Source organism: Streptomyces sp. NPDC127114 (assembly GCF_042677525.1).
In the GTDB taxonomy this organism is placed as follows: domain Bacteria; phylum Actinomycetota; class Actinomycetes; order Streptomycetales; family Streptomycetaceae; genus Streptomyces.
Genome location: NZ_JBHXTJ010000032.1, coordinates 1 through 12,955, shown reverse-complemented (window position 1 = coordinate 12,955; position 12,955 = coordinate 1). Strand labels below are relative to the sequence as shown.

12 protein-coding genes are annotated in these 12,955 nt (G+C 69.0%); 6 read left to right on the top strand and 6 right to left on the bottom strand.

Annotated elements, in window-relative coordinates; translation table 11 throughout:
- Positions 1-144: 144 nt before the first annotated feature.
- The 4 genes from rplI to rpsF all read right to left on the bottom strand — a co-directional run bounded on the left by rplI (position 145) and on the right by rpsF (position 1,846).
- Positions 145-591, bottom strand: a complete 447-nt coding sequence (gene rplI / locus ACFVGS_RS27090) for a 50S ribosomal protein L9 (RefSeq protein ID WP_365343988.1) — start codon at positions 589-591, stop codon at positions 145-147.
- Between the two features lie 18 nt (positions 592-609).
- On the bottom strand, positions 610-846 hold the full coding sequence (gene rpsR, locus ACFVGS_RS27085) for a 30S ribosomal protein S18 (RefSeq protein ID WP_128983236.1): 237 nt from the start codon (positions 844-846) through the stop codon (positions 610-612).
- A 58-nt stretch (positions 847-904) separates the two neighbouring features.
- A complete protein-coding gene (locus ACFVGS_RS27080) occupies positions 905-1,483 on the bottom strand; it encodes a single-stranded DNA-binding protein (protein ID WP_365343986.1) in 579 nt (192 codons plus the stop codon).
- A 72-nt stretch (positions 1,484-1,555) separates the two neighbouring features.
- Positions 1,556-1,846 carry a 30S ribosomal protein S6 gene (gene rpsF, locus ACFVGS_RS27075; RefSeq protein ID WP_004950685.1) on the bottom strand — a complete coding sequence of 97 codons (291 nt, stop codon included), beginning with the start codon at positions 1,844-1,846 and terminating at the stop codon, positions 1,556-1,558.
- 289 nt (positions 1,847-2,135) lie between these two features.
- Here rpsF and ACFVGS_RS27070 point away from each other — a divergent pair, with 289 nt between their 5' ends.
- The 3 genes from ACFVGS_RS27070 to ACFVGS_RS27060 all read left to right on the top strand — a co-directional run bounded on the left by ACFVGS_RS27070 (position 2,136) and on the right by ACFVGS_RS27060 (position 4,805).
- Positions 2,136-2,450, top strand: coding sequence for a hypothetical protein (locus ACFVGS_RS27070; protein ID WP_384407651.1), 315 nt, complete (start codon positions 2,136-2,138; stop codon positions 2,448-2,450).
- Positions 2,451-2,578: 128 nt separating this feature from the next.
- The gene (locus tag ACFVGS_RS27065) at positions 2,579-3,697 is read left to right on the top strand and encodes a lipid II:glycine glycyltransferase FemX (protein ID WP_384407653.1); all 1,119 of its coding nucleotides are present in this window, start codon (positions 2,579-2,581) and stop codon (positions 3,695-3,697) included.
- Between the two features lie 76 nt (positions 3,698-3,773).
- Positions 3,774-4,805, top strand: a complete 1,032-nt coding sequence (locus tag ACFVGS_RS27060; RefSeq protein WP_384407655.1) for an alanine racemase — start codon at positions 3,774-3,776, stop codon at positions 4,803-4,805.
- Positions 4,806-4,890: 85 nt separating this feature from the next.
- On the opposite strand, the gene ACFVGS_RS27055 is transcribed toward ACFVGS_RS27060, so the two are convergent.
- A complete protein-coding gene (locus tag ACFVGS_RS27055) occupies positions 4,891-6,378 on the bottom strand; it encodes a glycosyltransferase family 87 protein (RefSeq protein WP_384407657.1) in 1,488 nt (495 codons plus the stop codon).
- A gap of 124 nt (positions 6,379-6,502) precedes the next feature.
- The gene (locus ACFVGS_RS27050) at positions 6,503-9,247 is read right to left on the bottom strand and encodes a transglycosylase domain-containing protein (protein WP_385694081.1); all 2,745 of its coding nucleotides are present in this window, start codon (positions 9,245-9,247) and stop codon (positions 6,503-6,505) included.
- 405 nt (positions 9,248-9,652) lie between these two features.
- Here ACFVGS_RS27050 and ACFVGS_RS27045 point away from each other — a divergent pair, with 405 nt between their 5' ends.
- From ACFVGS_RS27045 to ACFVGS_RS27035, 3 genes are all read left to right on the top strand, one after another.
- A complete protein-coding gene (locus ACFVGS_RS27045; protein ID WP_384407660.1) occupies positions 9,653-10,342 on the top strand; it encodes a helix-turn-helix transcriptional regulator in 690 nt (229 codons plus the stop codon).
- Positions 10,343-10,389: 47 nt separating this feature from the next.
- Complete coding sequence (locus tag ACFVGS_RS27040; RefSeq protein WP_384407662.1) at positions 10,390-11,472, top strand: inositol-3-phosphate synthase; 1,083 nt, start codon at positions 10,390-10,392, stop codon at positions 11,470-11,472.
- Between the two features lie 123 nt (positions 11,473-11,595).
- Complete coding sequence (locus ACFVGS_RS27035) at positions 11,596-12,867, top strand: MFS transporter (protein WP_385694078.1); 1,272 nt, start codon at positions 11,596-11,598, stop codon at positions 12,865-12,867.
- Positions 12,868-12,955 lie beyond the last annotated feature (88 nt).

Sequence of the window (12,955 nt, the reverse complement as noted above, 5' to 3'; positions counted from 1 at the left end):
GGCGAGGTGGTGGTCGCGGCCGCTGAGGTTTTGGTGTATTCCATCGGGCACAAGCGGGTTATTTTTTCCGGGTCCGGGGGGGCGGCCCCCCCCCCGGGGGGGGCGCCCTTCCGTACTGCTGAGCGCGAACTGCCAGGGGCAGCGTTACGCGGCGACGACCTCGACGCCGAGCTTCGCGGCAACCTCGGGGTGCAGACGCACGGACACCTGGTGCGAGCCCAGGGTCTTGATCGGCGAACCGAGCTCGACGCGACGCTTGTCGACGTCCGGGCCACCCGCGGTCTTGATCGCGGCAGCGATGTCGGCCGGGGTCACGGAGCCGAAGAGACGGCCGGCGTCGCCGGAGCGAACGGCCAGGCGCACCTTCGTGCCCTCGAGCTGGGCCTTGATCTCGTTGGCCTGCTCGATGGTCGCGATCTCGTGGATCTTGCGGGCGCGGCGGATCTGCGCCACGTCCTTCTCGCCGCCCTTGGTCCAGCGGATCGCGAAACCGCGCGGGACCAGGTAGTTGCGAGCGTAGCCGTCCTTGACGTCGACGACGTCGCCAGCGGCACCGAGGCCGGAGACCTCGTGGGTGAGGATGATCTTCATTGTTCGGTCACCCTTCCCTTATCGCGCGGTGGACGTGTAGGGCAGCAGCGCCATCTCACGGCTGTTCTTGACGGCCGTGGCGACGTCACGCTGGTGCTGCGTGCAGTTGCCGGTCACGCGACGGGCACGGATCTTGCCGCGGTCGGAAATGAACTTCCGCAGCATGTTCGTGTCCTTGTAGTCGACGTACGCGACCTTGTCCTTGCAGAACGCGCAGACCTTCTTCTTAGGCTTGCGCACAGGCGGCTTCGCCATGGTGTTTCTCCTGTGTGATCAAGAAGTTGGGGTACGAGCTGCTTCCGGGGCTTGCGCCCTAGAAGGGAGGCTCGTCCGAGTAGCCGCCGCCGGAGTTGCCACCCCAGCCGCCACCGCCGCCGCCCTGCTGGCCGCCGGAGGGGGCGCTGGAGGCCCAGGGGTCGTCGGAGGGAGCTCCGCCGCCCTGCTGGCCACCGCCGGAGTTGCCACCCCAGCCGCCACCGCCGCCGCCCTGCTGGCCGCCGCCGCCGTAGCCGCCCTGGCCACCACGACCGGTGGTGCGGGTGACCTTGGCCGTGGCATTGCGCAGGCTGGGGCCGACTTCCTCGACGTCCAGCTCGTAGACCGTGCGCTTGACGCCCTCGCGGTCCTCGTAGGACCGCTGCTTCAGACGGCCCTGCACGACGACGCGCATGCCCTTCTGAAGCGACTCGGCGACGTTCTCCGCCGCCTGACGCCAGACCGAGCAGGTCAGGAAGAGGCTTTCGCCGTCCTTCCACTCGTTGGTCTGACGGTCGAAGGTGCGGGGAGTGGACGCGATGCGGAACTTCGCGACCGCCGCACCGGACGGGGTGAAGCGCAGCTCGGGGTCTTCGACAAGATTGCCGACGACCGTGATGACGGTCTCGCCTGCCATGGGTGAACCTCTCGGCGGGATTGCTTCTGGCTGCTAACTGCTACTCGGACCCGAGTCCCTGTGAGCGAAAGCTCAGTGGGTCTCGGGGCGGAGGACCTTGGTCCGGAGGACCGACTCGTTCAGGTTCATCTGGCGGTCGAGCTCCTTGACGACCGCAGGCTCGGCCTGCAGGTCGATGACCGAGTAGATGCCCTCGGGCTTCTTCTTGATCTCGTAGGCGAGACGACGACGGCCCCAGGTGTCGACCTTCTCGACCTTTCCGTTGCCCTCACGGACGACGGAGAGGAAGTTCTCGATCAGCGGGGAGACAGCGCGCTCCTCGAGATCGGGGTCGAGGATGACCATCACCTCGTAGTGACGCATGTGGAACCCACCTCCTTTGGACTCAGCGGCCACGGTCGTTCCGTGGCAGGAGGGTCGTGATGCGTGAGCAACGGTATCCGCCGCCACTGACAGTCCCCCCTCGGCGAGCGAGGAGGCGCCGTCGCGGTCCGGGACGGACCCTGGGCAGACACCGGTGCAGACCGTACAGAGTACCCGCACAGCCCCCTGCGGTTGAAATCCGGCGACGGGGGGACGCAACCTGTACACAACGGATGTGGGCGGCGTCACAATGGCGCCGCCCTCCGGACGGCACTCCAGGAGGTGCCCCATGGCACAGGCAATGCGACCCGACCCCGGTCACTCCCTCTTCGCCACGGACGGCAAGCCCCACCCGCTCCAGGACACCCTGGTCGCCGTCACCCTCGTGCTCGGTCTCCTCTCCTTCGTGACGGGTTTCTTCGACCACCTGCACCTGCTGGCCTCCTGGACGGGACTGGTCGGCATCCTCAGCGGGGGCTACGGCCAGTTCATCTCCGCCACGACACGTGAACGCTTCCTGCTGATCATCGGGCTCGGCCTCGCCGGCGTGGGCTTCTACCTCGGCATGGCCCACGGCGGACTCTTCACCGGCGTGATCAACTAGACGAGCCCTTTCACCGGCGCCGAAGGCCCCACACGGCCATTCGGGGCGCTCCCTGGTCGCAGTAGGCTTCGGCGCGAGAGCCGGAGCCCCTGAACCGATGGGGACACACCTGCCGAGGAGCGCCCCGCATGAGCCTGACCCTGAGGACCATCAGTCGTGAGCAGCATCTGGCATTCATCCAGAGCCAGCCCGCGGCGAGCCACTGCCAGGTCCCGGCGTGGGCGGACGTGAAAACCGAGTGGCGCTCGGAGAACCTCGGCTGGTTCGACAAGTCCGGCGAGCTGGTCGGCGCCGGCCTGGTGCTCTACCGCCAGCTGCCGAAGATCAAGCGCTACCTCGCGTATCTGCCCGAGGGCCCGGTCATCAACTGGTACGCGCCGAACCTCGACGACTGGCTCCAGCCGATGCTCGCGCACCTCAAGCACCAGGGCGCCTTCTCCGTGAAGATGGGCCCCCCGGTCGTGATCCGCCGCTGGGACGCCGCCGCCATCAAGTCCGGCATCCAGGACCCGGACGTCAAGCGCCTCAAGGACGTCCAGGCCACCCACGTCGAGCCGCGCGCCTTCGAGGTCGCCGACCGGCTGCGCAAGATGGGCTGGCAGCAGGGCGAGGACGGGGGCGCCGGCTTCGGCGACGTCCAGCCCCGCTACGTCTTCCAGGTGCCGCTCGCCAACCGCTCGCTCGACGACGTCCTCAAGGGCTTCAACCAGCTGTGGCGCCGCAACATCAAGAAGGCCGAGAAGGCCGGTGTCGAGGTCGTCCAGGGCGGCTACGAGGACCTGGCCGAGTGGCAGCGGCTCTACGAGATCACGGCCGTCCGCGACAAGTTCCGCCCGCGCCCGCTCTCGTACTTCCAGCGCATGTGGACCGTCCTCAACAACGAGGACCCCAACCGCATGCGGCTCTACTTCGCGCGCCACAACGGGGTGAACCTGTCCGCCGCGACCATGCTCGTCGTGGGCGGCCACGTCTGGTACTCGTACGGAGCGTCCGACAACATCGGCCGCGAGGTCCGGCCCTCGAACGCGATGCAGTGGCGGATGCTGCGCGACGCCTACGCGATGGGCGCCACCGTCTACGACCTGCGGGGCATCTCGGACTCCCTGGACGAGACCGACCACCTCTTCGGTCTGATCCAGTTCAAGGTCGGCACGGGCGGCGAGGCGGTGGAGTACGTCGGCGAGTGGGACTTCCCGCTGAACAAGCTCCTGCACAAGGCCCTGGACATCTACATGTCGCGTCGCTGACGACGCGCGCGAGGCTTGCGTAGTCTCGTACACATCTTTGATACACCGCAGCCACCAGAAAGGTTCCGGGCCGGCCATGGCGCTCTCCCTCTATGTCGACACCGCTCGTTGGCGGGCGCACCAGAAGACCGTGATCGAGCAGTTCCCGGGCCTCGTGCCGGTCTGCAAGGGCAACGGCTACGGGTTCGGCCACGAGCGGCTCTCGGACGAGGCCGCGCGGTTCGGCTCCGACATGCTCGCGGTGGGCACCACGTACGAGGCCGCCAAGATCAAGGACTGGTTCGGCGGCGACCTGCTCGTCCTCACGCCGTTCCGGCGCGGTGAGGAGCCGGTGCCGCTGCCCGACCGCGTCATCCGCTCGGTGTCCTCCGTGGACGGCGTGCACGCCCTCGTGGGCGCCCGCGTCGTCATCGAGTGCATGAGCTCGATGAAGCGCCACGGCATCAAGGAGGAGGAGCTCCCGCAGCTGCACGCCGCCATCGAGGACGTCCGGCTGGAGGGCTTCGCCCTGCACCTGCCGCTCGACCGCACCGACGGCACCGACGCCGTCGAGGAGGTCATCTCCTGGATGGACCGGCTGCGGGCCGCCCGGCTGCCGCTGCACACCATGTTCGTCAGCCATCTGCGGGCCGACGAGCAGGCCCGGCTCCAGCAGCAGTTCCCGCAGACCCGCTTCCGCGCCCGGATCGGCACCCGGCTGTGGCTGGGCGACCACGAGGCCACGGAGTACCGCGGCTCGGTCCTGGACGTCACCCGCGTCGCCAAGGGCGACCGCTTCGGCTACCGGCAGCAGAAGGCCGCGTCCGACGGCTGGCTGGTCGTGGTCGCGGGGGGCACCTCCCACGGCGTGGGCCTGGAGGCCCCCAAGGCGATGCACGGCGTGATGCCGCGTGCCAAGGGCGTGGCGCGCGCCGGTCTCGCCACCGTCAACCGGAACCTTTCTCCGTTCGTCTGGGCCGGCAAGCAGCGCTGGTTCGCCGAGCCGCCGCACATGCAGGTGTCGATCCTGTTCGTGCCGTCCGACGCCCAGGAGCCGAGGGTCGGCGACGAACTGGTCGCACACCTGCGGCACACCACGACGCAGTACGACAGGCTCGTCGAGCGCTGAGCCCCGCACACAGATCAAGCGGCCCCCGGGAGGACTTCCCGGGGGCCGCTTCACATGTCCTGCTCTCCGACGCCTCGACGGCGCCTCACTCGCGGGGAACGCCCCACTCCACCCGCGGCCCCTCCACGGCCGGTGCCGCGTGCCGCGCCGGCCGCGCCGCCCTGCCCAGCACGAAGACGTCCTCCGCGCCGTCCAGGACGCCTCCGGCGGGGTCGTCCGAGCCGTCCCGCCGCACCCCGTCACGGTCGGGCGCCAGGATGTCCCGTACGACGAGCGCGCACAGGTAGAGCGTGCCGAGGACGTGCAGCACGATCGCGAACTGGTAGCCGTCGGTCGGCAGCCCCTGCTTGTTCCCGCTGGTCGTGTAGGCGAGGTACAGCCAGATGGCGAGGAAGTACATGACCTCGCAGGCCTGCCACACCAGGAAGTCCCGCCACCGCGGCCGGGCGAGCGCCGCCAGCGGGACGAGCCACAGCACGTACTGCGGCGAGTAGACCTTGTTGGTGAGCACGAAGGCCGCCACGATCAGGAAGGCCAGCTGCGCCAGGCGAGGCCTGCGGGGCGCGGTGAACGCCAGGTACGCGAGCCCCGCGACCGCGAGCATCATCAGGAACAGCGCCCAGTAGTTCGCCGTCTCCGGCCGGATCTGCTCGCCCGTGGTCTGGCTGATGAGCAGCCAGACCGAGCCGAAGTCGACGTTCCGCTCGGTGCTGAAGACGTAGAACTGCTTCCAGCCCTCGTTCGCGAGCAGCATCACCGGCAGGTTCACCACCAGCCAGGCGCCGGCCGCGCCCAGCACGGCCGTGCCGAACGCGCGCCACCTGCCCGCACGCCAGCACAGCAGCAGCACGGGTACGAGCAGCAGTGCCGGGTAGAACTTGGCCGCCGTCGCGAGCCCGAGCAGGACGCCGAAGCCGAGCGGCCGGCTCCGCGACCACATCAGCAGCGCCGCGGCCGTCAGGGCGACCGCCAGCAGGTCCCAGTTGATGGTGGCCGTGAGCGCGAACGCGGGCGCGAGCGCCACGAGCAGACCGTCCCAGGGGCGGTTGCGGTGCGTCCTGGTCACGCAGACGGCGAGGACGGCCGCGCAGACCATGAGCAGGCCCGCGTTGGCCAGCCAGTACGCCTGCTCCTGCGAGGTCAGGTCGCCGCCGGGCGTCAGCCAGGCGGCCACCTGCATGAACAGGCCCGTCAGGACGGGGTACTCCAGGAACGGTATGTCGCCGCTCAGCCGGTCGAAGTACGGGACCAGGCCCTCCGCGAAGCCGCGTCCGGAGAAGAGGTGCGGGATGTCGGAGTAGCAGGCGTGGGTGTACTGGGAGGTGGAGCCGCGGAACCACGCCCAGTTGTAGCAGGGCAGCTTCTGCACCATGCCGAGCGCGAACATCCCGATGGCCACCAGCGCGATGACGCGCACCGGGCTCAGCTGGCCGGCGCCGAGGACCGCCCGGCGGCCGATCGGACCGCCGATGAACTCGCTGCCCGCGGCGGCCACCTCGTCGCGTCGGGTGGGGCAGACCACCGGAGGATCCTGCGGGTCCTGCGGAGGGCTCGTCTTCTGGAGGCTCGGCATGGGGGACATCCTGCCGTACGCCCCTGGGAAAACGACGAGGGCCGCCGCGCCCGGTCCCGCACACGAGGTACGGACCGGGCACGACGGCCCTCAGGGCCTCCGGGCCCCGGGTCGGCCGACCGGGTCAGCCGCCCACGGCGCCCCAGGTGCTGCCTCCGGGCTTTCCTCCGCCCCCGCCGCTGTCGGTGGGAGTGGCCGTACTCGTCGGATCCGTCGTCGGTGTGCTGGTCGAACCGCCGTCGGTTCCTCCGCTGTCGGTGCCGGTGCTGGTGCCGCCGTTGTCCTTGCACGGCCAGTCCCACACGCTGCAGGTCTTGCCCGGCTCCGCCGTCTTGGTCGGCTTCTGGGTCGGCATGTCCTTCGACGGCGTGGCGGACGGCGACTCCGACGGGGACTCGGTCGCCGTCGGCGTCGGGGTCGGGCTGGCCGCACCGCCGCCGAAGACCGCCTCGGCGTCCAGGTCCTCGGGCTCCGGGAAGCTCTTCGCCTCGACGCCCTTGAGGGCCTCGGTCATGTAGTTCTTCCAGATCCGCGACGGGAACGAATTACCGTGGATCTTCGGCTGGTCACCCGTGCCGTACATGGACTCGAACTTGCGGTCCTTCTTCGTCTCGTCGTCCGAGAAGCGGTACATGTCGATCGCGGTCGACAGCTGCGGGGTGTAGCCCACGAACCAGGCCGAGTTGTTGCCGTCGGTGGTACCCGTCTTGCCGGCCGCGTCGCGCCCGTCCTCGAGCGCGGCCTTCTTGCCGGTGCCGTTCTTGACGACGCTCTTCAGGACGTCGGTGACGTTGCTGGCGACGGCCGTGGAGAAGGCACGCTTGGGCGCGGCCTTGTGCTCGTAGATGACCTCGCCCTTCTGGAGCACCTTGGTGACGGAGAACGGTTCGTTCTGCTCGCCCTGGTTGGCGAAGGTCGAGTAGGCACCGGCCATGCGGATGGCGCTCGGGGACGAGATACCGAGGGAGAACGAGGGCACGTCCGACTTCACCAGCGACGACTCCAGCAGGCCGGCGTCGACCGCCGCCTGGCGGACCTTGTCGATGCCGACGTCCATGCCGAGCTGCACGTACGGCGAGTTCGCCGAGTGCTCCATGGCCTCACGCAGGCTGATGTTCTTGTAGCTCGCGTCGTCGTCGTTGACCTGGAGCCACTCGTTGCCGTTCTCGTCGCGCCAGGTCGAGCCGTCGTAGTTCTTGATCTTCAGCTTGTTCTGGCCGTTGTAGCGGCTCTTGTCCGGGTCGACGAGCCTGCGCGTGGAGGCGTCCTGGACCTTGCCGCCCTTGGGGTCCCGCACGCCGTCGCGCATGGCGGCGGCCAGCACGAAGGGCTTGAAGGTCGAGCCGACCTGGGCACCGGTCTGGTCGGCGTTGTTGGTGAAGTGCTTGGTGGCGTTCTCACCGCCGTAGATGGCGACGATCGCACCGGTCTCGACGTTCACCGAGGCGCCGCCGAACTGGACGTCGGTGTCCGTCTTCGGCCGCTTCTTCGGGTCGATGTACTCCTTGTAGATGTCCTTGACCGAGTTCTCGAGCGCCTGGACCTTCTTCTTGTCGAAGGTCGTGTGGATCTCGAAGCCGCCCTTGGCCAGCTGCTGGGTGGTGATGCCCAGCTCGTTCTTGTTCAGGAAGTTCGCCTCGGCGGTCCGCACGAGGTAGCCGATCTGGCCGCCCAGCTGGGCACCCTGGGACCGCGGCTTCGTCTCGGGGAGCGTCGTGTACTTGGCGCGCTCGGCCGGGTCGAGCTTCCCGTCGTTGACCATCTCGTCGAGGATCCACGACCAGCGCTTCGTGGCACGGTCGGTGTTCGACTTGGCGTCGGCCGCCGGGTCGATCTCGGGGTAGCCGGCCGGGTCGTAGTAGGTCGCGCCCTTCAGCACCGCGGCGAGCAGCGCGCACTCGCTGGGGGTGAGGTCCTGGGCGTTCTTGCCGAAGTACGCGCGGGACGCGGCCTGGAGCCCGTAGGCGCCACGGCCGTAGTACGAGGTGTTGAGGTAGCCCGCCATGATCTCGGGCTTGCCCTTCTCGTTGCCCACGCGCATCGAGATGAAGAGTTCCTTCACCTTGCGCGTCACCGTCTGCGACTGGTCGTCGAGACGGTTGTTCTTCACGTACTGCTGGGTGATCGTGGAGCCACCCTGGGTCTCGCCGCCCTTGGCCATGTTCCACACGGCGCGGCCGATGCCCATGGGGTCGATGCCCGAGTCGGTCCAGAAGGTCTTGTTCTCGGCCGAGACCACGGCCTCCTGCATCGCCTTCGGGATCTGCTCGTACCCGATGATCTGGCGGTTGACCTCACCACCGGTCGCGGCCATCTGCGTGCCGTCAGACCAGTAGAAGACGTTGTTCTGCTGCTTGGCGCTGATCGCCTCGTCGGGGATGCCCACCATGGCGTAGCCGATGGTTGCCGCGCCCATGAGGCTGCCGAGGAACCCGAGGAACAGGCCCGTCACGAGCTTCCACGAGGGCACCCAGCGCCGCCAGCCGTACTTGCCGTAGCGCGGGTAGTCGATGAACCGCTTCTTGCCGGGCGGGCGGCCACTGCCACGACCGCGCCCGGGACCGCCCCCGCGGCCGCCGCCACCACCGCCGCGCCGGCCCCCGCCCGGACCGCCCGGACCTCCGCCGGCCTCGGGCGCGCGCCTGCGCCCGCCCCGCTGCGCGGCGCGCCGGGCCTCGGCGCGACCGCCGTAGGGGCGCTCCTCGCCATGGGAGGACGGCGGCCCGTACGAGGCCGACGGGGACCCCGTGGCGGCATCATGGCCCTGGGCCGGCCTGCGGCCCATCGGCTGCTGGGCGGCGCGCCGGGCCGCGGCACGACCGCCGTACGGCGGCTGCTGCTGCGGCATTTTGCGACGGTGCTCGCTCATCGAACGACTACTCCTCGGGCAGGCGCGTACGCCTGGAAGCGGCAGTTGAGTTCCGGTCCCCCCGAATGGCACACGGCCGGACCTCGGAAAAGACCCTTCCGTGTCGCAGCCGGTCACCCGCTTCACTGACGCCCTGCGGCATCGCTTGGTTCCCGGTGGTCTGCATGCCGCACAGACTACGCACGGCCAAAACCCACCTAGGGGTGAAGTTCACCCCAAATCCGGCAACTCCATTGCTGTGAATTGACGATGTGACGCCGGTCACTCGAGCCCCACTTGTCGCGGACATGGGGTCGTTCTATCGTCGGGATGTATCGAGTCGATACATCAGGACGTCACATCGACTCGGCATACGAGTTTTCCCATGGTCCGCGAGACGAGTCCCGAGAACGGAGGAGGCGGCGAATGAGCAGGCGCTCAGGAATCCTCGAGTTCGCCGTTCTCGGCCTGCTCCGCGAGGCCCCCATGCACGGCTACGAGCTGCGCAAGCGGCTCAACACCTCGCTGGGGATCTTCCGGGCCTTCAGCTACGGCACCCTCTACCCCTGCCTCAAGACGCTGGTCGCCAACGGCTGGTTGATCGAGGAGCCGGGCAGCGCTCCCGAGGAGGCCGTGGCGGCTTCACTCGCGGGACGCCGAGCCAAGATCGTCTACCGGTTGACGGCCGAAGGTAAGGAGCACTTCGAGGAGCTCCTCTCCCACACCGGCCCCGACGCCTGGGAGGACGAGCACTTCGCCGCCCGCTTCGCCTTCTTCGGCCAGACCGAGCGCGAGGTGCGGATGCGGGTGCTGGAGGGCCGCCGCAGCCGGCTGGAGGAGCGCCTGGAGAAGATGCGCGCCTCTCTGGCCCGTACGCGCGAGCGCCTCGACGACTACACGCTTGAGCTGCAGCGCCACGGAATGGAGTCCGTGGAGCGCGAAGTGCGCTGGCTGAACGAGCTCATCGAGAGCGAGCGGGCGGGACGGGATCAGCGATCCGGCCCCGACGCCCCCGAGGGCGCCGCTCAGCAGAACAGAGAATCCGGAGAAACGGGCGGCCTGCCCCGGCACGGGGGCAGTACCCGGCCGGATCCGTCCGACGACACCGCCAAGTGAAACCCTGCGTCCGCAGGGCTTCCACGATCACACAGGGAGCAACCGGAATGGGTTCGGTTCGCGTAGCCATCGTCGGCGTGGGCAACTGCGCCGCGTCGCTGGTCCAGGGCGTCGAGTACTACAAGGACGCCGACCCGGCGACCAAGGTGCCCGGCCTGATGCACGTCCAGTTCGGCGACTACCACGTCGGTGACGTGGAGTTCGTCGCCGCGTTCGACGTGGACGCGAAGAAGGTCGGCCTCGACCTCGCCGACGCCATCGGCGCCAGCGAGAACAACACCATCAAGATCTGCGACGTCCCGAACAAGGGCGTCACGGTCCAGCGTGGTCACACGCTCGACGGTCTCGGCAAGTACTACCGCCAGACCATCGAGGAGTCCGCCGAGGCCCCCGTGGACGTCGTCCAGGTCCTCAAGGACAAGCAGGTCGACGTGCTCGTCTGCTACCTGCCCGTGGGTTCCGAGGAAGCCGCGAAGTTCTACGCGCAGTGCGCCATCGACGCCAAGGTCGCCTTCGTCAACGCCCTCCCGGTCTTCATCGCCGGCACCAAGGAGTGGGCGGACAAGTTCACCGAGGCCGGTGTCCCGATCGTCGGTGACGACATCAAGTCCCAGGTCGGCGCCACCATCACGCACCGCGTGATGGCGAAGCTGTTCGAGGACCGCGGTGTCCGTCTCGAGCGCACCATGCAGCTCAACGTCGGCGGCAACATGGACTTCAAGAACATGCTCGAGCGCGACCGCCTCGAGTCGAAGAAGATCTCGAAGACGCAGGCCGTCACCTCGCAGATCCCCGACCGCGACCTGGGCGACAAGAACGTCCACATCGGTCCGTCGGACTACGTGGCCTGGCTCGACGACCGCAAGTGGGCCTACGTCCGCCTCGAGGGCCGCGCCTTCGGTGACGTCCCGCTGAACCTGGAGTACAAGCTCGAGGTGTGGGACTCCCCGAACTCCGCGGGTGTCATCATCGACGCCCTGCGCGCCGCGAAGATCGCCAAGGACCGCGGCATCGGTGGCCCGATCCTCTCCGCGTCCTCGTACTTCATGAAGTCCCCGCCGGTCCAGTACTTCGACGACGAGGCCCTCGCCAACGTCGAGAAGTTCATCAAGGGCGAGGTCGAGCGCTGACCTGACGGTCACCTCCTGATCGCCTGACGACCACCCGATGGCCGGACGACGATCCAACGGCTCGACGACGAGGGTCCCCGTGGCACTGCCCGGGGACCCTCGTCGTATGTGAGTCTTGCTCCCATGTCCGTCGTGCGTGATCTGCGCGTCCTCCTGCGACTGCGCAACTTCCGCCGCCTGCTCACCGTCCGCCTGCTCTCCCAGTGCGCCGACGGCGTCTACCAGGTCGCCCTCGCCACGTACGTCGTCTTCTCCCCCGAGAAGGAGACCAGCGCCGCGGCCATCGCCTCCGCGATGGCGGTGCTGCTGCTGCCGTACTCCCTCGTGGGACCCTTCGCCGGCGTCCTACTCGACCGCTGGCAGCGGCGCCAGGTCTTCCTCTACGGGAATGTCCTGCGGGCCCTGCTGGCCGGCGGCACCGCGGTGCTCATGCTGGCCTCCGTGCCGGAATGGCTCTTCTACGCCTCGGCCCTCTCGGTCACGGCAGTCAACCGCTTCGTGCTGGCCGGCCTCTCCGCGGCGCTGCCGCGCGTGGTCGACGACGAGCGGCTCGTGGTCGCCAACTCGCTCTCGCCGACCGCCGGCACACTGGCCGCGACCCTGGGCGGCGGGCTGGCCTTCGGCGTACGGCTGCTGGCGCACGACTCCGACGCCGCGGTCGTCCTCCTGGGCGCCGTCCTCTATCTCTGCTCCGCGCTCGCCTCACTCCGGATGTCCCGCGAGCTCCTCGGGCCGGACCCGGAACTCGTCCAGCCGCGACTCACCGCCGCCCTGGCCTCCACCGCACGGGGCCTGGCAGCCGGCCTCCGGCATCTGGCCGAGCGGCGCCCGGCGGCCGGGGCGCTCACCGTGGTCACCCTGATGCGCTTCTGCTACGGCGCCCTGTTCGTGACGGTGCTCATGCTCGCCCGGTACGCGTGGAGCGCCACGGAGGACGACGGACTCGCCGTCCTGGGTCTGGCCGTGGCCGCCTCGGGAGCCGGTTTCTTCGCGGCGGCGGTGCTCTCGCCCTGGACGGTCGGGAGATTCGGGCCGTTCGGTTGGATGACCTTGTGCACCGGAGCCGCCGCCGTGCTGACCCCCGCCCTGGGGCTGACCTTCGCCAGGACACCGTTCCTCGTGGCCGCCTTCATGCTCGGTCTGACCACCCAGGGAGCGAAGATCGCTACGGACACCGTCGTGCAGACCTCCGTGGACGACGCCTATCGCGGCCGGGTCTTCTCCCTCTACGACGTGCTCTTCAACGTCGCCTTCGTCGGCGCTGCCGGCGTCGCCGCCGCGATGCTGCCTCCGGACGGCCGGTCCCCCGCGGTCGTGGCACTGGTGACCGTGATCTACGGGCTCCTCACGCTGGGCCTGGCCCGTGCCAAGAGAAAAGGGCGATGTTTCACGTGAAACATCGCCCCCGACTGGAAGCCCATGTCGCCGGGTGACCGGGGGGGTGTGAGGGGGTAAAAGGCCCCGGGTAACGCGGGGGCCCCGG

Excerpts from the sequence above, each read along its gene's own strand:
- ACFVGS_RS27050 (WP_385694081.1), bottom strand. The coding sequence starts at position 9,247 with ATGAGCGAGCACCGTCGCAAAATGCCGCAGCAGCAGCCGCCGTACGGC.
- ACFVGS_RS27055 (WP_384407657.1), bottom strand. The coding sequence starts at position 6,378 with ATGCCGAGCCTCCAGAAGACGAGCCCTCCGCAGGACCCGCAGGATCCT.
- rpsR (WP_128983236.1), bottom strand. The coding sequence starts at position 846 with ATGGCGAAGCCGCCTGTGCGCAAGCCTAAGAAGAAGGTCTGCGCGTTC.
- ACFVGS_RS27060 (WP_384407655.1), top strand. The coding sequence starts at position 3,774 with ATGGCGCTCTCCCTCTATGTCGACACCGCTCGTTGGCGGGCGCACCAG.
- rplI (WP_365343988.1), bottom strand. The coding sequence starts at position 591 with ATGAAGATCATCCTCACCCACGAGGTCTCCGGCCTCGGTGCCGCTGGC.
- ACFVGS_RS27080 (WP_365343986.1), bottom strand. The coding sequence starts at position 1,483 with ATGGCAGGCGAGACCGTCATCACGGTCGTCGGCAATCTTGTCGAAGAC.
- ACFVGS_RS27045 (WP_384407660.1), top strand. The coding sequence starts at position 9,653 with ATGAGCAGGCGCTCAGGAATCCTCGAGTTCGCCGTTCTCGGCCTGCTC.
- ACFVGS_RS27035 (WP_385694078.1), top strand. The coding sequence starts at position 11,596 with ATGTCCGTCGTGCGTGATCTGCGCGTCCTCCTGCGACTGCGCAACTTC.
- ACFVGS_RS27070 (WP_384407651.1), top strand. The coding sequence starts at position 2,136 with ATGGCACAGGCAATGCGACCCGACCCCGGTCACTCCCTCTTCGCCACG.
- ACFVGS_RS27065 (WP_384407653.1), top strand. The coding sequence starts at position 2,579 with ATGAGCCTGACCCTGAGGACCATCAGTCGTGAGCAGCATCTGGCATTC.
- rpsF (WP_004950685.1), bottom strand. The coding sequence starts at position 1,846 with ATGCGTCACTACGAGGTGATGGTCATCCTCGACCCCGATCTCGAGGAG.
- ACFVGS_RS27040 (WP_384407662.1), top strand. The coding sequence starts at position 10,390 with ATGGGTTCGGTTCGCGTAGCCATCGTCGGCGTGGGCAACTGCGCCGCG.